The 21,632-nt window shown below is 61.2% G+C and carries 19 protein-coding genes; 17 read left to right on the plus strand and 2 right to left on the minus strand.

Annotation, left to right across the window (positions count from 1 at the left end; genetic code table 11):
• The first annotated feature begins 52 nt into the window (after positions 1-52).
• The 3 genes from tesB (at position 53) to B9A31_RS03890 (ending at position 2,622) form a co-directional block, all read left to right on the plus strand.
• The gene (gene tesB / locus B9A31_RS03880) at positions 53-922 is read left to right on the plus strand and encodes an acyl-CoA thioesterase II (protein WP_019097493.1); all 870 of its coding nucleotides are present in this window, start codon (positions 53-55) and stop codon (positions 920-922) included.
• Positions 919-1,509 (plus strand): HAD family hydrolase, encoded by a 591-nt coding sequence (locus B9A31_RS03885; RefSeq protein WP_027614892.1) that lies wholly within the window; start codon positions 919-921, stop codon positions 1,507-1,509. The genes tesB and B9A31_RS03885 overlap by 4 nt, the downstream gene beginning before the upstream one ends.
• A gap of 102 nt (positions 1,510-1,611) precedes the next feature.
• A complete protein-coding gene (locus B9A31_RS03890; protein ID WP_016712125.1) occupies positions 1,612-2,622 on the plus strand; it encodes a zinc-dependent alcohol dehydrogenase family protein in 1,011 nt (336 codons plus the stop codon).
• 40 nt (positions 2,623-2,662) lie between these two features.
• Here the strand turns inward: B9A31_RS03890 and B9A31_RS03895 are convergent, their stop codons facing one another.
• Positions 2,663-3,364: a FadR/GntR family transcriptional regulator gene (locus B9A31_RS03895; RefSeq protein ID WP_019097491.1), complete on the minus strand. Its 702-nt coding sequence runs from the start codon at positions 3,362-3,364 to the stop codon at positions 2,663-2,665.
• A gap of 260 nt (positions 3,365-3,624) precedes the next feature.
• Between B9A31_RS03895 and B9A31_RS03900 the strand changes: the two genes are divergently transcribed.
• Positions 3,625-4,977, plus strand: coding sequence for an MFS transporter (locus B9A31_RS03900; protein ID WP_016712123.1), 1,353 nt, complete (start codon positions 3,625-3,627; stop codon positions 4,975-4,977).
• A 19-nt stretch (positions 4,978-4,996) separates the two neighbouring features.
• Positions 4,997-6,352 (plus strand): glucarate dehydratase, encoded by a 1,356-nt coding sequence (gene gudD / locus B9A31_RS03905; RefSeq protein ID WP_084296666.1) that lies wholly within the window; start codon positions 4,997-4,999, stop codon positions 6,350-6,352.
• 47 nt (positions 6,353-6,399) lie between these two features.
• On the opposite strand, the gene B9A31_RS03910 is transcribed toward gudD, so the two are convergent.
• Positions 6,400-7,287 (minus strand): LysR family transcriptional regulator, encoded by an 888-nt coding sequence (locus B9A31_RS03910; RefSeq protein WP_028699928.1) that lies wholly within the window; start codon positions 7,285-7,287, stop codon positions 6,400-6,402.
• 99 nt (positions 7,288-7,386) lie between these two features.
• Between B9A31_RS03910 and B9A31_RS03915 the strand changes: the two genes are divergently transcribed.
• From B9A31_RS03915 to B9A31_RS03970, 12 genes are all read left to right on the plus strand, one after another.
• Positions 7,387-8,337, plus strand: a complete 951-nt coding sequence (locus tag B9A31_RS03915) for a 2-hydroxyacid dehydrogenase (RefSeq protein ID WP_084296667.1) — start codon at positions 7,387-7,389, stop codon at positions 8,335-8,337.
• A 114-nt stretch (positions 8,338-8,451) separates the two neighbouring features.
• Positions 8,452-9,795: an MFS transporter gene (locus tag B9A31_RS03920; RefSeq protein ID WP_025754303.1), complete on the plus strand. Its 1,344-nt coding sequence runs from the start codon at positions 8,452-8,454 to the stop codon at positions 9,793-9,795.
• A gap of 382 nt (positions 9,796-10,177) precedes the next feature.
• Positions 10,178-11,569, plus strand: coding sequence for a GABA permease (gene gabP / locus B9A31_RS03925; RefSeq protein ID WP_019097486.1), 1,392 nt, complete (start codon positions 10,178-10,180; stop codon positions 11,567-11,569).
• 996 nt (positions 11,570-12,565) lie between these two features.
• Complete coding sequence (locus tag B9A31_RS03930) at positions 12,566-12,832, plus strand: hypothetical protein (RefSeq protein WP_019097485.1); 267 nt, start codon at positions 12,566-12,568, stop codon at positions 12,830-12,832.
• On the plus strand, positions 12,822-13,586 hold the full coding sequence (locus B9A31_RS03935) for a DotI/IcmL family type IV secretion protein (RefSeq protein WP_019097484.1): 765 nt from the start codon (positions 12,822-12,824) through the stop codon (positions 13,584-13,586). The genes B9A31_RS03930 and B9A31_RS03935 overlap by 11 nt, the downstream gene beginning before the upstream one ends.
• 2 nt (positions 13,587-13,588) lie before the next feature.
• Positions 13,589-14,602, plus strand: a complete 1,014-nt coding sequence (locus B9A31_RS03940; RefSeq protein ID WP_019097483.1) for a DotH/IcmK family type IV secretion protein — start codon at positions 13,589-13,591, stop codon at positions 14,600-14,602.
• Complete coding sequence (locus tag B9A31_RS03945) at positions 14,599-16,029, plus strand: DotG/IcmE/VirB10 family type IV secretion system protein (protein WP_084296668.1); 1,431 nt, start codon at positions 14,599-14,601, stop codon at positions 16,027-16,029. The genes B9A31_RS03940 and B9A31_RS03945 overlap by 4 nt, the downstream gene beginning before the upstream one ends.
• A gap of 10 nt (positions 16,030-16,039) precedes the next feature.
• Positions 16,040-16,663, plus strand: a complete 624-nt coding sequence (locus tag B9A31_RS03950; RefSeq protein WP_084296669.1) for a type IV secretion protein DotF — start codon at positions 16,040-16,042, stop codon at positions 16,661-16,663.
• 14 nt (positions 16,664-16,677) lie between these two features.
• Complete coding sequence (locus B9A31_RS03955; RefSeq protein ID WP_019097480.1) at positions 16,678-17,262, plus strand: hypothetical protein; 585 nt, start codon at positions 16,678-16,680, stop codon at positions 17,260-17,262.
• A 37-nt stretch (positions 17,263-17,299) separates the two neighbouring features.
• Entirely contained in the window at positions 17,300-17,680 is a 381-nt protein-coding gene (locus tag B9A31_RS03960; RefSeq protein ID WP_019097479.1) for a hypothetical protein, read from the plus strand.
• Between the two features lie 72 nt (positions 17,681-17,752).
• Positions 17,753-18,499: an HNH endonuclease gene (locus B9A31_RS03965; RefSeq protein ID WP_019097478.1), complete on the plus strand. Its 747-nt coding sequence runs from the start codon at positions 17,753-17,755 to the stop codon at positions 18,497-18,499.
• A 63-nt stretch (positions 18,500-18,562) separates the two neighbouring features.
• Positions 18,563-21,625, plus strand: a complete 3,063-nt coding sequence (locus B9A31_RS03970; RefSeq protein ID WP_019097477.1) for a type IV secretion system protein IcmB/DotO — start codon at positions 18,563-18,565, stop codon at positions 21,623-21,625.
• Positions 21,626-21,632: the final 7 nt, after the last annotated feature.

Genomic DNA, 21,632 nt, shown 5'->3' on the forward strand with positions numbered 1-21,632 from the left:
CCCTTATCAAAGAGCGCTGTAGAGACGTGTTGCCTTGCGAGGAGAACCCCCAATGAGTCATGTGTTGGACGACCTGGTCGACCTGTTGAGCCTCGAAGCCATCGAGGAGAACCTGTTCCGTGGACGTAGCCAGGACCTGGGCTTCCGCCAGCTGTACGGTGGGCAAGTGCTGGGCCAGTCCTTGTCGGCGGCCAGCCAGACGGTAGAGGACGCTCGCCATGTGCATTCGTTGCACGGCTACTTCCTGCGCCCGGGCGATGCCAGCCTGCCGGTGGTGTACTCGGTTGACCGCGTGCGCGATGGCGGCAGCTTCAGCACCCGGCGGGTGACGGCGATTCAGAAGGGCCAGACCATCTTCACCTGCAGCGCGTCGTTCCAGTACGACGAGGAAGGTTTCGCGCACCAGGCGCAGATGCCAGACGTGGTCGGCCCGGAAAACCTGCCCACCGAGGTGGAGCTGGCCCGCGCCATGGCCGACCAGCTGCCAGAGCGCATTCGCGACAAGGTGCTGTGCGCCAAGCCGATCGAAATTCGCCCGGTCACCGAGCGCGACCCGTTCAACCCCAAGCCTGGCGACCCGGTGAAGTACGCCTGGTTCCGCGCCGACGGCAACCTGCCCGACGTACCTGCCCTGCACAAATACATGCTGGCCTACGCCTCGGATTTTGGTCTGCTGACCACTTCGCTGTTACCGCATGGCAAATCGGTGTGGCAGCGCGACATGCAGATCGCCAGCCTCGACCATTCGCTGTGGTTCCATGGCAACCTGCGTGCCGACGAGTGGCTGCTGTATGCCACCGACAGCCCATGGGCCGGTAATTCCCGCGGTTTCTGCCGTGGCAGCATCTTCAACCAGGCCGGGCAACTGGTGGCATCGTCGAGCCAGGAAGGCCTGATTCGCCACCGTAAGGACTGGGCATGAGCCTGGGCGAGGTACGCAACTGGGTGTTCGACATGGACGGCACCCTGACCGTGGCCGTGCACGATTTCGCCGCCATCCGCGTGGCGCTGGACATCCCGGCCGAGCACGACATCCTCACCCACCTGGCGGCCTTGCCGGCAGCCGAAGCGGCAGCCAAGCATGCCTGGCTGCTGGAGCACGAACGCGACCTGGCGCTCGCCTCCACAGCGGCCACCGGGGCGGTGGAGCTGGTGCGTGAGTTGGCCGAGCGTGGTTGCCGGCTGGGTATTCTCACCCGCAATGCACGTGAGCTGGCGCATGTGACGCTGGAGGCCATCGGCCTGGCGGACTGCTTCCCGGTGGAGCACATTCTGGGACGTGACGAGGCCGCACCTAAGCCGAGCCCGGATGGGTTGCTGAAGATTGCCAGTGCCTGGGGCGTGGCGCCGAGCGAGCTGGTGATGGTGGGGGATTACCGGTTCGACCTGGACTGCGGGCGCGCGGCGGGCGCGCGGACGGTGCTGGTGAACTTGCCGGATAACCCATGGCCGGAGCTGGTGGATTGGCATGCTGCCGATTGCCGGAAATTGAAGGTGATGCTGGGTTGACCGTTGTGTCGCCTGTACGGGCCCTTTGGCGGGCATGCCCGCGAAAGGGCCTGACCTGTCTATGCTGAACTCCACTCTTTCCCCTGATACGGAGACCCACCCATGACCAGCAAAGCCATCTACGTACAACCCGGCGGCGGCTACGACAAGGTAGAGGTCGGCACCCGCGAGGCTGCCGCGCCCGAGGCCGGCGAGATCACCGTGCGCTTGCACGCCAGCTCCCTCAACTACCACGACTTCGCCGTGGTCAGCGGCATGTGGGGCCCGAGCGAGCGGCGCATCCCCATGGCCGATGGCGCCGGCGAAGTGGTCGCGGTGGGGGCTGGTGTCACCGAGTTCCAGGTTGGCGACCACGTGGTCAGCACCTTTTTCCCCGACTGGCTCGACGGCCAGGCCAATGTCGAAGGCTTTGCCAGAGTGCCCGGCGACGGCATCGATGGTTATGCCCGTGAACAGGTCACTGCCCGCGCTACCGCGTTTACCCTGGCACCCAAGGGCTTCAGCCACGCCGAGGCGGCTACGCTGACTACAGCCGGCCTTACCGCCTGGCGTGCGTTGATGAGCGATGACCACCTCAAGCCGGGCGACACGGTGCTGGTACAGGGCACGGGTGGCGTGTCGATCTTCGCCCTGCAGTTCGCCAAGCTGGCCGGCGCCACGGTAATCGCCACCTCGTCCAGCGATGCCAAGCTGGAGCGCCTCAAGGCCCTGGGTGCCGATCACCTTATCAATTACAAGAGCACCCCTGCCTGGGGTGAAAAAGTGCGCGAGCTGACCGGTAATCGCGGCGTCGATCATGTGATTGAAGTGGGCGGCCCGGCGACGTTGGAGCAGTCGATGATTGCCGCGCGCATTGGTGGGCATGTGTCGCTGATCGGCATCCTCACCGGTGTGGCAGGGCAGTTGCCGCTGGTACAGGCGCTGGTGCGACAAATTCGCCTGCAAGGTGTGCTGGTGGGCAGCCGCGCGCAGCAACAGGCGATGGTGCGGGCAATCGATGCCAACGGGCTGCGGCCAGTGGTGGACAAGCACTTCGAGCTGGAGCAGATCGTCGAGGCGTTCCGTTACCAGGAAAGCAACCGGCATTTCGGCAAGATTTGCCTGACCTGGTGAGGTGAGCCGGCCGAATGTAACGGCCGGGTGGGCACAACATCTAATCCGGCAGCAACCGGTCACGGCTGTTGGACAGGTGCAGGCAGATCGCCGCCCGCGCTGCATCCGGGTCTTGCCGGCGGATGGCATTGAGCACGGCCTCATGCTCCAGGTTCGCCAGGTAAGCCTGCCGCGCCAGCTTCGCCCCACCGCGTTCGGCCAGCGCCATGCGGTTGCGGGGGATCAGGCTGTTGCCCAGTTGCAGCAGCATCTCGGTGAAGTACAGGTTACCCGTGGCCTCGGCAATCAACAGGTGGAAGCGCCGGTCCGCCTCGATGCAGCTGTCACCAGCCGCCGCCAGGTCCTGGTAGTCATCCAGTGCCTGGCGCATGCGAGCCAGGTGCCCCTCGTCACGGCGCAGCGCGGCCAGAGCAGCGGCCTGGCCTTCCAGGCCAATGCGCAGCTCCAGCAGGTCGCGCACATTGGCTGCGCTCTCCGCGCCGATGCGCAGCCCCGCCTGCGGCTGGCGCTCCATCACGAAGGTACCGATACCGTGGCGCGGCTCCACCAGCCCCGAGGCCTGCAATTTCGACAAGGCTTCACGCACCACCGTGCGGCTGACGCCATGCTCGCGCACCAGGGTGTTCTCCGAGGGCAATTTGTCCCCAGGCCTGAAGGTACCCAACAAAATCTGTTGGGTCAGGCTGGAGACCAGGTCATGGGCGCGGCTATGGCCGCGTTTGTGCGTGTGTTCGGGTTCCATGGTGTGAGCCACTTCTTGTTGTACTTGTACGACAAGTTAAACCATTAAAATATTTTTTGCCGTTTTTTCCTGTCGCCAATCCCACGAGTAGCCACTTTGATTTTGCACGATCGCAGCAATTTGGCATTGTGACAGCTTGTATTTTGCCTATTTGTCGACTTTGTTGATCTTGTCGTACAACTTCGCTGGGCATATGCTCATCCCACTGCCATGTCAGACAACCCAGACCCGCACAAAAACAATTAGTGGGAGATTCACAAGTGAACGACACCCTCGCTCCGTCTGCCCGGACTGAAGGCGACGCGTTGGCCAGTGCCGTGGCCAAGGTCAAGCGCCACGTCCTGCCGCTGTTCGTCATCATGTTCATCGTCAACTACCTCGACCGCGTCAATATCGGTTTCATCCGCCCGCACCTGGAAAGCGACCTGGGTATCAGTGCCGCGGCTTATGGCTTTGGTGCCGGCTTGTTCTTCATCGGCTACGCCCTGTTCGAAGTGCCTTCGAACATGTTGCTGCAGAAGGTGGGGGCGCGGCTTTGGCTGACGCGCATCATGTTCACCTGGGGGCTGGTGGCCACGGCCATGGCGTTTGTGCAGAACGAAACCCAGTTCTACGTGCTGCGCTTTTTGCTGGGTGTTGCCGAAGCGGGCTTCTTCCCCGGTGTGATCTACTACTTCACCCGCTGGCTGCCAGGTGCGGAGCGCGGCAAGGCGATTGCCATCTTCCTCAGCGGCTCGGCGCTGGCCTCGCTGATTTCCGGGCCGCTGGCCGGTGCGCTGATGCAGATTCAGGGCCTGGGTATGCATGGCTGGCAGTGGATGCTGTTCATCGAAGGCATGGCCTCGGTGGTGCTGTGCTTCTTCGTGTTCTTCTGGCTGGATTCCAAACCACAGGATGCCAAGTGGTTGAGCCAGGCCGAGCAAGACGCGCTCGTGGCTACCATCGACCGCGAGCAGCGAGAGCGCGAAGCGGTGGGGGCGGTCAAACCATCGGCCTGGAGCCTGCTGAAGGACCGCCAGATTGTCCTGTTCTGCCTCATCTACTTCTGCATCCAGCTGACTATCTACGCTGCCACCTTCTGGTTGCCGAGCATCATCAAGCGCATGGGTGACCTCAGCGACTTGCAGGTAGGCTTCTTCAACTCGATCCCGTGGCTGATCTCGATCCTGGCCATGTATGCCTTCGCTGCCGGTTCTGCGCGCTGGAAGTTCCAGCAGGCGTGGGTGGCCGGGGCGCTGGTGGTCGCTGCCATCGGCATGTTCGTGTCCACCACCGGCGGGCCGGTGTTTGCCTTCGTGGCCGTGTGCTTCGCCGCCATCGGTTTCAAGTCGGCGTCGTCTCTGTTCTGGCCGATTCCACAGGGTTACCTGGACGCCCGCATCGCGGCGGCCGTGATCGCCCTGATCAACTCGGTCGGCAATCTTGGTGGCTTCGTCGCCCCTACCACCTTCGGTTTTCTGGAGCAGCAGACCGGCTCGATCCAGGGCGGCCTGTATGGCCTGGCGGTGACCTCGGTGCTGGCGGCCATAGCCATCTTCTTTGTACGCACTCGCCCGAAGGGCGCCCCTTCTGACGACCTCAAGGCCCGTTCGGCCCTGGGCCAGACCCACTGATGACTGCGAGACAACAACCATGAATATGCAGACCAATCCCGCCGTTCACACCAGCACCCCAGTGGTCACCGACCTGCGCGTGATCCCTGTGGCTGGCCATGACAGCATGCTGCTCAACCTCAGTGGCGCCCATGGCCCGTTCTTTACCCGCAACGTAGTGGTGCTGCGCGACAGCGCTGGCAACACCGGACTGGGTGAAGTGCCGGGTGGGGAAAAAATTCGGCAAACCCTGGAAGACGCCCGCAGCCTGGTGGTCGGCCAGCCGATCGGCCATTACCAGCGCGTGCTCAATGCCATGCGCCAGAGCTTCGCCAACCGCGACTCGGCGGGGCGCGGGCTGCAAACCTTCGACCTGCGCATTACCGTGCATGCGGTAACCGCCATCGAATCGGCGCTGCTCGACCTGCTCGGCCAACACCTCAACGTGCCGATGGCGGCATTGCTGGGTGAAGGGCAGCAACGCGATGCCGTGAAGATGCTGGGTTACCTGTTCTACATCGGCGACCGCCAGCAGACCGACCTGGCCTACCGCAACGAAGCCGATGCCGAGGATGACTGGTTCCGCGTGCGCCACGAAAAGGCCCTGACCCCGGAAGCAGTGGTGCGCCTGGCGGAGGCCGCCAAGGCGCGTTATGGATTCAGTGACTTCAAGCTCAAGGGCGGTGTACTGCGGGGAGAAGAAGAGATGGAGGCGGTAACGGCCCTGGCCGAGCGCTTCCCCGAAGCCCGTATTACCCTCGACCCGAACGGTGCGTGGTCGTTGAAGGAAGCCATTGCCCTGTGCCGCGACAAGCACGACGTGCTGGCCTACGCCGAAGACCCGTGCGGTGCCGAGAACGGTTACTCGGGCCGCGAGGTGATGGCCGAGTTCCGTCGCGCCACCGGCTTGCCGACCGCCACCAACATGATCGCCACCGACTGGCGGCAGATGGGCCATGCAATCCAGTTGCAGTCAGTGGACATCCCGCTGGCCGACCCGCACTTCTGGACCTTGCAGGGTTCGGTACGGGTGGCGCAGATGTGCAATGACTGGGGGCTGACCTGGGGTTCGCATTCGAACAACCACTTCGACATTTCGCTGGCGATGTTCACCCAGGTGGCGGCTGCGGCGCCGGGCGAGATCACTGCGATCGACACCCACTGGATCTGGCAGGATGGCCAGCGCCTGACCCGCGAGCCGCTGCGCATTGTCGACGGGCATGTACGGGTACCGGCACGGCCGGGGCTGGGGGTGGAGCTGGATGAGGATCAGCTGGCCAAGGCGCATGAGTGCTACCGCAACATGGGCCTGGGCGCGCGGGATGACAGCGTGGCGTTGCAGTTCCTGATTCCGGGGTGGAGCTTCGATAACAAGCGGCCTTGCCTGGTGCGTTAAAGCTGCCGGTCTCTTCGCGGGCTTGCCCGCGAAGAGGCCATCACCTTTTATCCTGCTTCAAAGAAGGTCCGCGCCATCTCTACAAATGTCCCCAGCACCGGGTTGGGGTTATCCCGGCAGTAGGCCAAAAATATCTCTGCCTGCTGCTCCATCCCCACCAGCGGCCTGAACACCACCTGTTCCAGGCGCAGCGCCTGCGCCGAGGCCGGTACCACCGCGCACCCCAACCCCACATTGACCAGGCCCAGAATAGAATGCGTCTGCCCCAGCTGGTGCAGGTACTTCGGCTGCACTTCGTGCCGCGCAAACAGGTTGGCGATGCGGTCATGGAAGTAGCGCCCTTCGTTGGCGCTGTACATCACGAAAGGCTGCTCATCGAAGTCGCTTGGCCTGATCCGCTCGCGCGGTGCCAGCGCATGCCCGGCGGGCAGGGCGGCGACGAAGGGTTCGCGGTGAATCGGCAGGTACTCCACGCGCGCACTGGGCAGCACCTGGCGCACCAGGCCGACATCGATCAGACCGGCTTCCAGGTCGTGCACCTGGGTACTGGAAACCCGTTCACTGAGCACCAGTTCGATATCCGGCAGCGTCTGCCCGGCATGCACCAGCAAGCGCGGGATCATGCTGTAGGCCCCCACCGCAGTGAAGCCCAGGGTCAGCCGGCCTGCCTCGCCATGGGCGATGCGCCGTGCCGAGTGGCTGGCCGAGTCGGCGATTTGCAGGATGCGCCGGGCGTCTTCAAGAAAGCTCTGGCCCGCCAGGGTCAGCCGCGCCTGGCGGTTGTTACGCTCAAGCAGCAGTACACCCAGGGAATGTTCCAGCAGTTGTATCTGCCGGCTCAAGGGCGGCTGGGTCATGTGCAGGCGGGTGGCGGCACGGCCGAAATGCAGCTCTTCGGCAACGGCCACGAAGCAGCGCAACTGGTGCAGCTCCATGATTCAATTCCTGAATTATTCGATCCAGCATCTATATTAGACCTGTATCAATTGCAGGCCTAGCATCGAGTCATGTCTTCGAACTGCCGGATGCTCGACATGAACGAAAATGCCATCGAAGTGCTGCTGACCCAGCCAGTCCCCGAGGCCATCGATGCCCAGCTGGTCAGCGCTTATCAGGTGCATCGCCTGTATCAACAGCGCGACCCGCAACAGCTGATCAACGACGTTGGCCCACGCATTCGCGGTGTGGTCACTGGCGGTGTCAAAGGGCTGTCCAATGCGCTGATGGATCAGCTGCCCGCGCTGGAGATCATCGCCATCAGCGGCATCGGTACCGACGCCGTGGACCTGCGCCATGCAGCCAGCCGCGGCATCCATGTCACCACAACACCGGGTGTACTCACCGCCGACGTGGCTGACCTGGCGATGGGCCTGATCATCAACACCTTGCGCCGTTTGGGCGAGGGCGAACGGCTGGTGCGCGATGGTTTGTGGGGCAAGGTCGACCTGCCGCTGGCGCGGCGGGTCAGTGGTATCGACCTGGGCATTGTCGGGCTTGGCCAGGTGGGCAAGGCGATTGCCCGGCGTGCGGCGGCATTCGACATGCGCATTGCCTACAACGGGCGGCGTGAACAGCCGGAAACGGGCTACCGCTATGAGGCTGACCTGGTCGAGCTGGCGCGGTCGGTGGACGTGCTGGTGGTCGCTGCCTCCGCCGATGGCGGGCAGGTGTTGGTAACAGCCGAGGTGCTGGAGGCACTGGGGCCGAATGGTTACCTGATCAACGTGGCGCGCGGCAAGTTGGTGGATGAAGACGCGCTGGTCGAGGCATTGCGCGAGCAGCGTATCGCCGGCGCCGGGCTGGACGTGTTCGTCGATGAGCCGCAGGTGCCGCCGGCCTTGCGTGACCTCAACCAGGTCAGCCTTCAGCCGCATCGGGGTAGTGCCACGTTGCAGACTCGGCTGGAGATGGGGGGCATGGTCTTAAGCAATCTGGAGGCTTGCTTCCGGAGTGAGATGCCGCCGAATCGGGTGGTTTACCGCTAGGGCCTCTTCGCGGGCGTGCCCGCGAAGAGGCCAGTACAAGCAGCTCAAAGGCCCAAGGGCCACACCTTCTCTTCACAAGAACAATCGCTTCCATCGAGAAGCAAGAGGGTCCACATGAACAGCAAATCCGCCGTCGCCGCACCGCAGGCCGTGGCCGGGATCGGTCGCCATCGCTTCCTGGTCCTGGCGCTGATCTTCGTCATCACCGTCATCAACTATGCCGACCGCGCCACCTTGTCTATCACCGGCACCGAGGTGCTCAAGGACCTCGGCCTGGACCCGGTCATGCTGGGCATGATCTTTTCTGCGTTCGCCTGGGCCTACGCCCTGGGCCAGGTGCCCGGGGGCTGGTTGCTCGACCGCTTCGGTGCCCGCCGCGTGTATGGCATCAGCCTGATCCTCTGGTCGCTGTTCACGCTGCTGCAAGGGACTGTCGGCTGGATGGGTTTGGCCGGTGTGTCTGCTGCGGTCGCGCTGTTTTCCATGCGCTTCATGCTGGGCCTGGTGGAGTCGCCTGCGTTCCCGGCCAACTCGCGCATCGTCAGTTGCTGGTTCCCCACCCGTGAGCGTGGAACCGCCTCGGCGCTGTTCAACTCGGCGCAGTACATGGCTGTGGTGGTATTTGCCCCGCTGATGGCGTGGATGACCCATACGCTGAGTTGGGAGCACGTGTTCATCTGGATGGGGGTGTTGGGGCTGGTACTGAGCGTGGTGTGGTTCCGCCTGTACCACGAACCGCACAGCGCGCCAGGCTTGAGCCGCGAAGAGCTGGATTACATGCGTGAAGGCGGCGCGCTGGTCGACCTGGAAAAGGAACGCAAGGCGACCCAAAGCAAACCGACCCGTGCCGAAGTGATGCAACTGTTCACCAGTCGCAACCTGTGGGCGGTGTACCTGGGCCAGTACTGCATCACGGCGTTGACCTACTTCTTCATCACCTGGTTCCCGATCTACCTGATCAAGGGCCGTGGCATGACCATCATGGAGGCAGGCTGGGTGGCTGCGTTGCCGGCCATCTGTGGCTTCACGGGCGGCATCCTTGGCGGGTTCGTGTCCGATTGGCTGATCCGCCGTGGCGTGCATCCGTCCAGGGCGCGCAAGACGCCGTTCATCGTTGGCATGGCGCTGTCCACCAGCCTGGTGCTGGCCAACTACATGGATAGCAACGCGGCGGTGATTGCCATGATGACCCTGGCCTTTTTCGGTAAGGGCCTGGCAGCGGTAGGTTGGGCAGTGCTGTCGGATGTGGCGCCGAAGAAGATGGTCGGCCTGTGCGGCGGTGTGTTCAATGGCATCGGCAACGTTGCCGGTATCGTCACCCCGCTGGTGATCGGTTATGTGGTTGCCAGCACCGGCTCGTTCCATAACGCACTCTGGTTCGTGGCCGCCCATGGCGTGCTGGGGATCCTCGCTTACCTGTTGCTGGCCCGACGCTTCGAGCGCACCGGGCAGGCGTAGGCAGACGCCTTGGCAACAGAGGCCCCGGGAGACCGGGGCTTTTTTGTGGCCGCTCAAACGTGGGCAGACCAAGTGACACATTCAAATGAAAAACAAAAGCTTCAGACGGCCCGATGGCGCGATCGGGCATGCCATTCGCGCCATCTGGCGTTAATGGAATTGCCCTGTCGTGATCGAACAGTTCCGGGGCGTTCTCGTGTAATTTCCCACAGCCCTACGGGGCTTAAATGAAGCCCGAACCGCAATGACACCTTGCTCTGTGATGCGTGCCAAATATCAACAACAGCGCGCGAGCAACCTGTCGACTTATTAATTTGAAAGGAGATATTTTCGCCTACGCCTGCCCGTCCATCCTTGTGTCAGCAAAAAGAGAACAACATCAATGAACACCGTGGGATCTGATGGCAACCTTGCACAAGGTTTCAAGCCACGTCATGTAACGATGCTGTCCATCGCCGGCATCATCGGCGCCGGACTTTTCGTAGGCTCTGGCCATGCCATCGCGGCGGCCGGGCCAGCTACCATAATTTCCTATTTCGTGGCCGGGACCCTGGTGGTTCTGGTTATGCGCATGCTCGGCGAAATGGCCGTGGCGCACCCTGACACCGGGTCGTTTTCCACTTATGCCGACCAGGCCATCGGCCGTTGGGCCGGCTACACCATCGGCTGGTTGTACTGGTGGTTCTGGGTGTTGGTGATCCCCATCGAAGCGCTGGCCGCCGGGCATGTGTTGAACGCCTGGTTCCCCCAGGTGGACAGCTGGATCTTCGCCCTGGCCTCGGTACTGCTGCTCGCTGGCACCAACCTGTTCAGCGTGGCCAAGTACGGTGAGTTCGAGTTCTGGTTCGCCATTCTCAAGGTAACGGCGATTCTGGGTTTCATCGGGCTGGGCTTTGCCGCGCTGATGGGCTGGCTGCCTAACCGCGAGGTCAGCGGCCTGAGCAGCCTGATGGCCGAGCACGGCGGCTTTACGCCGAAGGGTTGGTCGGCAGTGGTGGGCGCGTTCATTACCGTGATGTTCAGCTTCATCGGCACCGAGGCGGTGACCATCGCTGCGTCCGAGTCCAGCGACCCGTCGCGCAACATTGCCAAGGCCACCCGCTCGGTGATCTGGCGTATCAGCACCTTCTATATCCTGTCGATCTTCGTGATCATCTCGGTGGTGCCATGGAACGACCCGCAATTGGCCGTGGTGGGCTCGTACCAGCGTGCGCTGGAAATCATGAACATCCCCAATGCGGCGTTCATGGTCGACCTGGTGGTGCTGGTGGCCGTGACCAGCTGCATGAACTCGTCGATCTACATTGCTTCGCGCATGATGTACTCGCTGGCCAAGCGCGGTGACGCCCCGGCCTTCCTCAACAAGACCTCCAAGGTTGGCGTGCCACGTGCTGCAGTGTTTGGCAGCACCCTGATCGGCGCGGCCATCGCCATCCTCAATTACTTCGCGCCGAAGGGCGTGTTCGAGTTCCTGCTGGCCAGCTCTGGCGCCATCGCCCTGCTGGTGTACATGGTCATCGCCATCTCGCAGCTGCGCATGCGCCGCCGCCTGGAGCGGGAGAACACCGAGCTGAAGTTCCGTATGTGGCTGTTCCCGTACCTGACCTGGGCGGTGATCATCTTCATCGCCGGGGCGCTGGCGGTGATGATGTACACGCCTGAGCACCGGGCGGAAGTGAGTTCGACCTTGGGCCTGGCGATCGTGATTTCCTTCCTGGGGATCGTGACTTCGCGGGGCCATGCGCAACCGGTGGGGGCGCGTTCGATGGGGTGATTGAGTTCACCTGGCTGTAAAACAAAGGGCACCCGAGGATGGGTGCCCTTTGTTTTTTTAAGCGCTCGCCCGGCGCTGCTGCTTTTCCGAAGTGCTCTGACTCAAGCAAGGCCAAAAGGTGGTCTATGAGTATCAAAAGCATGGCGTTTTGCAATTATTTTTACCCGGCTCACAACTATTTCAATCGACCAGTGTCATTCACTGCAGGCCGGAGAAGTCGTGCCCGGTAGGCTGCCCTGCACGGGTGCTGTCATGGGATTTGGGTGTGGTTCGCAGGCATGGTGGCAAAAAGCTGCTATCGCAAAAAAATGTGTGGATGGTGGAAAATCACATTTTTGCCATGTTCAGTCACTATCGTGACCGACTGAAGTAGCCTCAAGGCAGGTGATGGCTCACCCGTCTTGCACACTTCGAGCGCTGAATCAGATGGATTCAAGGAATGCTATAAAGCCCTTGTTTTAAAAGGGTTTTATTGAAATTGCCCCAGCGTGATAGGGCCGTTGAGGAGAAGGGCTGGACCAGGTTCCCGCCTTGTCATGGAGGATATGCTGCAAACCCCGCTGTCAATCTCGCCGATTTTACCCGGAAATATGCCGGAAGCCCCGTCTGCTATGGCCTGCGCGGCCGTTGTCTGAAACCTGACCTTTAATTTTGGTGCTCGCCGAGAGCGCCGAAAGGGTTGTGTTTTGACTATCTAAAATATCGGTGACGTACATTTTTTTGATATCAATGTGACAGCATGCATGTGCTGTTTCCAGATGATGCTTTGCAGTCAGTTTTATCCCGTGAGTGCCCGTAATTAGCGGCTTTCAGCGCTACTGGAGGCGCGCGATGGCGCTACCGCTTGCGTAAAAATCTGTATGGCATGACTGACTGAAGGCTGACGTAGGCGTGTCAAAATACGTCGCGCATTGCGTGTATTTCTTCTCTATGTCAAAATTTCGCTGTTGCACCTTTCTAAGTTTTAAATGAAAATGCTGCTTCATGGAGCGAGATATGGACGAACTCGGATCAACCACAACGTCATGGGGCAGCGGGACAGGCGATGACGTGGATGTGCGCGCATTGCGGCGCTACAACCGCATGCTGGGTGTAATGCTGGATATCGGTGAGTGGGCTTGCCTCGCCTTGCTCCCCTGCGTTGCCGTTGCGGCCATCTGGCTGGTGACGCAAACGAATTTTGAAAATGTCGTGTTCTATGACGGAACCGACTCGATTTGCATTTACGACGGAACGACAGGGGAAATCCGCAATGTCGAGTAAGGAAACCCAACGCGGAACCCCTGGTGGTGAGGCGCCGAAGGCCCGGCAGGGCACTGATGAAGAAAAGCTGCTTGAGCTGGCGCTGGATGATACGCCGGGCGAGGCAGCCGCCACCGTTCGCGAAGTCAAACGCCTGCAACTGGAATGCCTGGACCTCAAGCGCCGCAACAAGCGCGTCTGGGGGCAACTGCTTGCCCTTACCTGCGTATTTGGCGTGACCATCGCTGCCGTGGTGTTCTGGTACCCGAAGTACCGCTGGATTCCGACCATCGACAACCACGCCATCTGCGAGGTCTCGACCGAGAGCAACCCGCGTGTCACCCCGGCGACACTGGCCGAGTACGCCAAGGACGCAGTGGTGAACTCGTATTCCTACGACTACGTGAACTACCGCTCCAACCTCAATGCCGCGGGTGCCCGCTGGTACACGGATGAAGGGCGCAAGGCGTTCCTGAAGACGCTTGACGACTCTGGCAACCTGGAGCGTGTGCTGAAGGGGCGGATGATCCTGCGTGCCATGGCCACGCAAATACCTCAGGTTGAAGAAAGCGGTGCGCTGGCAACCGGGCAGAACTACTGGCTGGTTCAGGTACCGATTGCCATCGAGTTCTACGTGGGCGGTGATCAGCAGGCTCGCTCGCGTCAGGACTTCCTCGCAGCCGTCACCATCGTTCAGATCCCAGCCTCGGCTACCAACACCAAAGGCATCGCCGTCGATTCTGTTCAGCTGTCGCCGTACACCTCAAGGAAGTGACCATGAAGAAGCATCTGATCGCATCGTTGCTTGCGAGCGCTATCGCCATGCCCGCATTTGCCAACGAGGCGCAAAATGCGCCTGCCGCCGAAGGTAGCGTGGGCCAGGTTGACGCAGCGCAAGGCAGCGACGCGCCGCCCTTGCCGCCGATGAATGGCCTGGGCCGGCAGGTCTCCAGTGTTGCTCAAGTGGTGTACCCGCGCCCGGAAGATGTCATCAGTGACACGGTCCAGGATGTGCAGGACTCGCAGCTGACGTCGTCGCAGGTGGAGCTGATCAAGCAGCTGTGGCTCGAGCGTGAAAAGCAGAAGGCCACGGCCTACGTAAGCCCGGCCAAGCCGGTGACCCGCACGCTTGCACTGAACCTGGATCCGGGCGTTTCCCCGCCCATCGTTCGCCTGAGCAAGGGGCAGCAGTCGTCGATCGTGTTCTCCGACTATGCCGGGCAGCCATGGATGATCCAGAACGTGTCGATCAACCGCGAGCTGTTCAGCGACGGGCGCGAGCGTGGCGGCCAGAACGGCCAGGGCGGCAATGTCGCGCCGACCAATATCCTGACACTGGACCCTGCCACTGCGGCCGCATACGGCAATGTGACCGTCACCCTGCGCGGCCTGGCCACACCGATCATCCTGATCCTGGCTGCCGGGCAGGAAGAGGTGGACATGCGCGTGGATGCCAAGGTGCCTGGACGTAACCCGGATGCCGAGGCCACTGTGGCCATGTTGGGGATGCCGAGCATCGACGATGCGCTGACCTACTTCCTGGATGGCGTACCGCCCAAAGAGGCCAATCGCCTGAAGGTGACCGGGCTGGAGGGCGTGGAAGCCTGGAGCTATGGCCCGAACATGTATGTGAAAGCCAAGGCCGATGCGCAATACCCCGCGTACACCAACGCTGCCCGTAGCACCACGGGTGTGGCGGTTTACCGCTACGCCGGTTTGCAGAACAGCGTCACGTTCACGACTGGCGGGCAGGCCGTAACCGTCTTCATCGAGCAAGGGAATCTGCAATGAGTGATCACAACATGCCGCCGAGCGACTCGGGCTTCGATGAAGACGACGAGCACCTGGTGGCCGACCGTGACGGGCCGGCGGGCTCGCATGTGAGGAAGGCGCGCAAGTCCGATGAGATGCAGCGCAACCTGAAGGCCGTGTTTGGTTCTGGCGTCGGCAAGGTTTCGCTGATTGCCGCCGGCCTGGTGGTGCTTGCGCTGGGTGCGCTGGCCTACAACGGCATGACCGGCAAGGACGAACCGGCCGGCAAGGCATCCACCGTGGATGTGCCGCGTGCGCCGCAGCCCGAGGTGTCGGTCGACCCTATCTCCGCTGCCGAGGCGGAGCGTCGCGCCCAGCGCAGCTCGCTGGAAGCCGAGCAGGCTGCCGAGCGCGGTATGTCGTACCAGCCGGGCTTCGATCCCAACATCGTTCAGTCTACCGGCAAGGAACTGGGCCGTGGCCAGAACGCCCAGTTCAATGTGCCCGGGCAGCCGTACAACGACGCAAGCACGCAACCGCCGCCGATTTATGTCGGGGCCGGACAGCCGCCCCGCGAGACCGCGCAGGTTGCACCGCGCGCTGGCGTGAACAATGCCCAGGCCGACGAGCAGGAACGCCGGCGCTTGGAGGAAGAGCTGAAGAAGGCCGAGCAACAGCGCGACCTGTACGTTAACGAACTCAAGACCGAGACGCTGAAGTCGATCAAGCAATTGATGGGCGAGTCGGAAAGTGCGAAGGGCTTTGCAGATAAAAGCAGCTTCAGCACCGTCAGCTACTACCCGACCGAACGTGCGGGTAACGGCGACCGTGATGTCGCGCTGCGCACGGCCAAAGACAAGAAAGACCCCAACGATATCGAAGCCGTGGGCGACACCGACCGGGAGCTGCTCATCAAGACGGGCACCATCATGTATGCCACGCTGGATGCTGAGGTCAACACCGACGATGGCGGTGACGTGCTGGCAACCATTCGTGGCGGCAAATGGAATGGCGCCAAGCTGATCGGCAAGATCGAGCAGGCGCCGGACAACATCCGCGTGAAGTTCACCATTCTGGCGCCGCCGGTGAACGATCCCCGTCCGACCATGCGCATCAGTGCCGTGGCCCTGCGTGAGGACGATGCCAAGCAAGGTATCGCCGAAACCAAGGACCACCACACTATGTCGCGCTATTTCGCCCTGGGGGCTGCCTCGCTGTTGTCCGGCTACGGTCGTGCCTACCAGCAGACCGCGGGCACCACGATCATCAGCCCGAGTGGTGTAGTGGCCCAGACCACTACCGAGCCTTCGACCAAGCAGGTCATCGGTTCGTCGGTGGGCGAGATGGGTACCGCAATCGCATCGGAAGTGCGCCGCGGGTTCAACCGTCCGGCTACCTATGCAACGCCTGCGAACAAAGGCTTCGGCCTGTTCTTCCTGCAAGACGTTCACGATCAATCTCGATAAGGAGTTCGACATGAAGAACTGGTCGTTCGGAAAACTCATCGGCGTTTTTGCCGGTAGCTTCGTGGCGCTCATCGTGGTTGCCGTGGTCGTGATGAAGGCGACATCGTCGCCAGTAGCCAAGGCCAGGCGCATGGCGCAAAACCCGACTCAATCGGTGCAACAGCCACGCATGGATGTACTGAGCATCGAGCTGGCCAAGTCCAGGGAGCAAGCGCAAGCGGCGTTGCAGGCCCAGGAGAACAGCGAGAAGCAGTTGAAGATCGTGCGCGAGGAATCCCAGCGTAATACCCAGCTGCTACTGAGCCAGATCAAGGCGCTGGACAACAACCTGACCGGGTTGAATCAACGCATGGACTACTTCGAGCAAAGCCGCCAGCGTGTGGAGATCGTCAAGCCGCCGCGCAGGGAGCCGGCACCTGTTGTCTCGCAGGCGCGCGCCAGAAGCGTCCACCCGATCCCGCAGTCGAGTGGCTACAAAGTGCAGGCCGTGGTCGGGCACCGGGCCTGGGTGAAGAATGGCGACAGTGAAGACAGCATAAAAGCTGGCGACACGTTGCCACCGGTTCAACGCGAATTGAAAGTGCTTTCGGTTGATCGCGACAGCGGCATTGTAGTGACTGCACCTGCTCTTTAAACAAGGACGTTCTCATGGCGGCCGGATTTGCCGATCTCGTAGATGTAATGGTCAATATCGGGAAAGTGATCCCGACGGCGATCATGATGTGCCAGGGTATTGCCGCGCTTATCGGTCTTTACCTGACAGGTGCTGCATTAATTGAAATATGGGGCGTTACCCATGACAACGCATTGAAGTATGTGGCCGGGCGACAGCGTTTCTCTGTCGGCTCTGCCTGTGTGCAGTTGGTCATTGGCTCGATCTTGCTGGCCATCGGCACTCTGGAATGGATGGGCATCATGTCGCGCACCTTGACCGGGGATTATGCCAACTCGCGCATGCTGTCTTATTCCTCTACCGGCACCACGTTGCAAGAGCAGGCACAACTGGCCACGCTGGCCCTGCTGGGCATCATGCAGGTGGTTGGCCTGATTGCCATGGTGAAAGGCTGGTTGACGGTAAACGGTTATTACAACAATCAGACCCAGGCCGGCCTGGGCACCGCCAGCGGATGGATCATCGGCGGTGTGCTGGCGTGGAACTTCAAATGGTTCAGCGATGTACTCAACAACACCATCGGATTCAATCTGGTGGGTCTTTTCACGCCGTGGTCGTAACGGCTTTTCGAACTAAGAAACCCAAGGAGCGTCACTCATGAAAGCACTCAAAACCCTGAAAGCTGCTTACGATTCGGCCAAAGTACGTGCGACCACAGCAGTTATCGGTGCCCTGGCAGCACCGTCGGCATTCGCCATTACCAAGACTGACCTGACCCAGGATACGTCGGGCGGCAAAACTGCTGACGACGTCATGACCAACATCGACAACACCGCCCAGGGCGGCGCCACGCTGTTGATCTCGCTGGTGTCGATTGGTGGTTTCGTGGTTGTCGCCATTTCGCTGTACACCCTGTGGAAAGCCTCCAAGGACGAGCGTGAGAAGCCGATGTCGGCCATTGTCGGCCTGTTCATCGGTGGCCTGATGGCCGCTGTCGGCACCGTGATGTGGATCATGCGCAACACCGTGGTCAACTAAGGCTGCCCGCCGCTGACCCTAGGGCGGGGCGCAAGGCCCCGCATTCTCAACACGGTTTCGGGATTATCGGACATGAGCGAAACAAACTCGGCTCAGGGCGGGGCATTCACTGTGCCTACGCTGGCGAGTGGCTATGTAAGCCGTACTGCCAATCAACCGGTATTTGGTGTACGCCGGCCACTGTGGCGCTCGGACGATGATCAACGCAAATTGTGGCGGGACGAGCACAGTAAGGTTCGCACTTCGGTGTGGCAGCGTGATAACTACACGTGCCGCTTCTGTGGTTTTAAATCCGCTAAGTATCAGGAACTTCATGCACTGGACGGTAATGCCGAAAACTGTACGAAGGAAAACCTGATTACCGCCTGTAACTTGTGCCGTCAGGTTCATCATCTTGGTGCATGCGCCATGAATGGCACGGGTTTTTTCGTCGCGGTTCAAGAATTGACGCAAACCGAGATCAATAACATTGCCCGGTGCATCTATGTCAATGAGCTGCTGGGGGATGTGGCTGTCAACGAAAAGCTGACCAGTCTGCTGGCCGCTTTCCAGTTTCGTGGTAGCGACACACTCAAGGAAATATTCGGTGGGGAAGTCATCACCGTGTTAGGTGTGGCAGAAACCCTGGCCAGCAAAACACTTGTCAGTGATGAAGAATATGAACGACGCGCCGAGTGGTTGGCCCCCTTGCGGCTGTTTCCAACCAAGAGCGCGTTCAAGGACGGGCAGCTCGACTATTACGCGGCTAATAACCGTGCACTGTTTCTGCCCGACAACTGGTCGGCATTGACCGGCCAGTTACTCAAGAACTTTGCTTGATGCACAAGCACGCAGCGCTGATCAGCCTCGCCGTTGAGCACGTTATCAAGGGAGAACAAGGACATGTTTAACAAACTCGAGGCGGTGATCCTGACGGTTCTGAGCCAGCTCAAGGCCGACGTGCAGGACTATTGCGACCTTGAAACGGTCGATGGCGGGCAATCCATCGTCGCCAACGACGGTTCGCTGGCGTCCATCGTGCGCTTCAACGGCACCAAGAGCGTACTGGGGCGTGAGCAGTTCGAACGGCTTGTCAGCCTGTTGGAGGCCTCACTTTCCGTGTACTTCAAGGTGCGCGGCCATCACCTGCAGATCGTTTTCAGCCGCGACCTGGATGCCACTGCGCCACTGGAGCAGAACGCCCAGCAGCAGGCGGCCACCGCCGAACGGCTTAACCTGAACGTCCGACACCTGATCAATGAGGGTGTCAGCAAGTATGCACAGTATGTGTATGACGAAGAGTGCTACCTGGTGTTCTGGTCGCGGCCCGCACTGCTTGACCAGACCGAAAGGGCAATGGCCCGCGAGGCCCTGAACGAGTTCAGGAAGGCGTCGGAGTGGCCGGCCACTGCGGATGCGCAAAACCTGCTGCGTCCCATTTCCTACCTCAAGGACCGCCATCTTTCTTTCGTTACCAAGATTTCCGAGGATCTGACGTCTCCCGAATTCGGCTGCTCGGTGGATGTACTCGACGTCAGCGAAGCGATCCGCGCCATCCGCGCCAAGGTTAACCCCGATATCACGCCGCGTACCTGGAAGCCCTATATTCCAGGCAGCCCCATTCCCATGCGCTGGAAAACCAGCAAGCGCGGTGGCGACATGTCGGAGTTCATGTACCCGACGCTGCCCAGCCAGATCATGGTTACCTCGGCTGAAATCGGCAGTGGCGAGCGCACCAGTCTGCTGCCAGACCCTACCAGCGTACGGGTAGGCTCGCGTGTGTATGCGCCTTTGCTGATGTCGATTCCGCCGGCAGAACCGCAATATTTCAACACCTTGTTCAACAGCCTCAACCGCGCCGAAACCCAGGAAAACGGGGTGTCGAGGGCCTTGCCATACTCGGTTTCGATCATGCTGTCTTCCGATGGCATGAGCGTGCTGGCCTGGAAGAGCCTGTTCGCCCAGTTGCTGTCGGTAACGTCCGAGCAGAACCGCAACATCAACCTGGCCACCAAGGAGCTGCGTGAACGGGTGCGCGACGGTGAGTGCATGGTCAAGCTGCAGGTTGCCGCGATGACCTGGGCCAGCCCGGACGAGAAGGGTGTGAAGGAGCTTGCACTGCGCAAGTCGAAGCTGTGGCGCACGCTGGAGGCGTGGGGGCAGCCGGTGTTCATCGAGCGCACGGGCAACCCGATGCAGGCGTTCCAGTCCAACTGCCTGGCCTTGACCACCAAGCACCTGGGTGACCCTGCCGCCGCCCCGCTGGGCGATGCCGTGGCCATGCTGCCGCTGACCCGGCCGGCTTCGCCGTTCCAGGAAGGTTCGACCATCTACCGTAGCCTGGACGGGAAGATCCTCAAGTACCAGCGCTTCTCGTCGCAGCAGACCACCTGGATCACCCTGATCGCCGGCAAACCGGGTTCGGGCAAGTCGGTGCTGATGAACAACAACCACTTCGAGTCCTGCCTGATGCCTGGCCTGACCGGCCTGCCCTACATCGGCATTACCGACATCGGTATTTCCTCGTCCGGCTTCTGTGACCTGGTGCGCGACAACCTGCCGCCACGGCTTCATCACCTGGTGGTGTACAAACGTTTGCAGAACGCCAGGAAGGACTGCATCAACCCGCTGGATACCCCGTTGGGCCAGCGCTACCCGCTGCCGAAGGACCGTGAGTTCAACAAGAACTTCCTGACCATCCTGGTAACGCCGCCCGAGCGTGAGAAGCCCTATGAGGGCATGAGCAACTTCGTCGGCCGCATGGTCGACCTTGCATACCGGCGCAAGGACGACAAGATCGAGCGGGCCAGCCCGGAAACCTACAAGCCGGGGCACAACGATGTGGTGGACACTGCCGTGGCGCAGCTTGGATACCGCATTCTGCCGGCGACCACCTACTGGGAGCTGGTCGATGCGATGTTCGACGCCGGCATGGTCTACGAGGCCGAGGTCACCCAGCGCTACGCAGTGCCGACCCTCAACGACTTGGTGGCAGTCGCATCGACCGAAGAGGTTCGCGCCGAATACGAAGGCTCCGGCGAGGTCGGGCGTAGCCTGGTTGACGCGTTCATCCTCGGTATTCGTGAGGCTGTCGGCGACTTCCCGGTGTTCTCCGATCACACCCGCTTCGATGTAGGCAGTGCCCGCATCGTGGCGCTCGACCTGCAGGACGTTGCGCTGCAAGGTTCTGCGTCGGCCAAGAAGCAGACGGCCTTGATGTACATGATCGCCCGCCAGTGCTTCATGAAGAAGGTGGCGTTCTCGAAGGAAGACTTCCCGTTCTTCACCGAGAAATACCTGCCGTTCTATGAGCGCCTGGTGGCGGACCTGGTGGATGAATACAAGGTCATGTGCATGGACGAATTCCACAAGACCGGTGGCCACGTGGGCCTGCAGGAACAAATGCAGACCGACGGCCGTGAGGCCCGTAAGTGGAACATGGAGATCATCCTGGCCTCCCAGCTGATGGAAGACTTTGGCCAACTCACCAAGATCGCCACCGCCACCTTCATCCTCGACTCGGGGACCAAGGAAACCCGCGACTGGCTGAGGAAGAACATCGGCCTGTCCGACACCGAAGAACATGCGCTGGTCAACTTCGTCCACGGTGCCAACAAGCACGGCTGTACCTTCCTGGCGCGGTTCGAAACCAAGAACGCCACCTACAGCCAGCTGTTCACCATGTCGGCCGGGCCGATGCGCTTGTGGGCACTGACCACCACCGCTGAAGACCGCAAGCTGCGCACCATGCTCTACGAGCATATGCCACGCCCCGATGCGCTCGCGTTGCTGGCCCGCCGCTTCCCGTCGGGTGGCTGCAAGGACATGGTGGAGCGGCTCAAGCGCGAGACGTTCAAGGACGTCGAGTTCGTCGATGACGACATGGAGCAGTCCGTGATCGCGCGCATCGCCAAGGATCTGGTCGCTGACTACATCAGCGCCAGTGCATACGAAGACGTAGTGTAAGGGAGTG

The organism is Pseudomonas sp. URIL14HWK12:I5 (genome assembly GCF_900176445.1).
GTDB classification, from domain to species: Bacteria; Pseudomonadota; Gammaproteobacteria; order Pseudomonadales; family Pseudomonadaceae; genus Aquipseudomonas; species Aquipseudomonas monteilii.

Bases quoted from the DNA above. Each gene is read 5' to 3' on its own strand.
- B9A31_RS03915 (WP_084296667.1), top strand. From the start codon at position 7,387: ATGAACGAAAATGCCATCGAAGTGCTGCTGACCCAGCCAGTCCCCGAG.
- B9A31_RS03955 (WP_019097480.1), top strand. From the start codon at position 16,678: ATGGCGGCCGGATTTGCCGATCTCGTAGATGTAATGGTCAATATCGGG.
- B9A31_RS03965 (WP_019097478.1), top strand. From the start codon at position 17,753: ATGAGCGAAACAAACTCGGCTCAGGGCGGGGCATTCACTGTGCCTACG.
- B9A31_RS03970 (WP_019097477.1), top strand. From the start codon at position 18,563: ATGTTTAACAAACTCGAGGCGGTGATCCTGACGGTTCTGAGCCAGCTC.
- tesB (WP_019097493.1), top strand. From the start codon at position 53: ATGAGTCATGTGTTGGACGACCTGGTCGACCTGTTGAGCCTCGAAGCC.
- gudD (WP_084296666.1), top strand. From the start codon at position 4,997: ATGAATATGCAGACCAATCCCGCCGTTCACACCAGCACCCCAGTGGTC.
- B9A31_RS03960 (WP_019097479.1), top strand. From the start codon at position 17,300: ATGAAAGCACTCAAAACCCTGAAAGCTGCTTACGATTCGGCCAAAGTA.
- B9A31_RS03890 (WP_016712125.1), top strand. From the start codon at position 1,612: ATGACCAGCAAAGCCATCTACGTACAACCCGGCGGCGGCTACGACAAG.
- B9A31_RS03930 (WP_019097485.1), top strand. From the start codon at position 12,566: ATGGACGAACTCGGATCAACCACAACGTCATGGGGCAGCGGGACAGGC.
- B9A31_RS03940 (WP_019097483.1), top strand. From the start codon at position 13,589: ATGAAGAAGCATCTGATCGCATCGTTGCTTGCGAGCGCTATCGCCATG.
- B9A31_RS03895 (WP_019097491.1), bottom strand. From the start codon at position 3,364: ATGGAACCCGAACACACGCACAAACGCGGCCATAGCCGCGCCCATGAC.
- B9A31_RS03920 (WP_025754303.1), top strand. From the start codon at position 8,452: ATGAACAGCAAATCCGCCGTCGCCGCACCGCAGGCCGTGGCCGGGATC.
- B9A31_RS03935 (WP_019097484.1), top strand. From the start codon at position 12,822: ATGTCGAGTAAGGAAACCCAACGCGGAACCCCTGGTGGTGAGGCGCCG.
- gabP (WP_019097486.1), top strand. From the start codon at position 10,178: ATGAACACCGTGGGATCTGATGGCAACCTTGCACAAGGTTTCAAGCCA.
- B9A31_RS03945 (WP_084296668.1), top strand. From the start codon at position 14,599: ATGAGTGATCACAACATGCCGCCGAGCGACTCGGGCTTCGATGAAGAC.
- B9A31_RS03910 (WP_028699928.1), bottom strand. From the start codon at position 7,287: ATGGAGCTGCACCAGTTGCGCTGCTTCGTGGCCGTTGCCGAAGAGCTG.
- B9A31_RS03885 (WP_027614892.1), top strand. From the start codon at position 919: ATGAGCCTGGGCGAGGTACGCAACTGGGTGTTCGACATGGACGGCACC.
- B9A31_RS03950 (WP_084296669.1), top strand. From the start codon at position 16,040: ATGAAGAACTGGTCGTTCGGAAAACTCATCGGCGTTTTTGCCGGTAGC.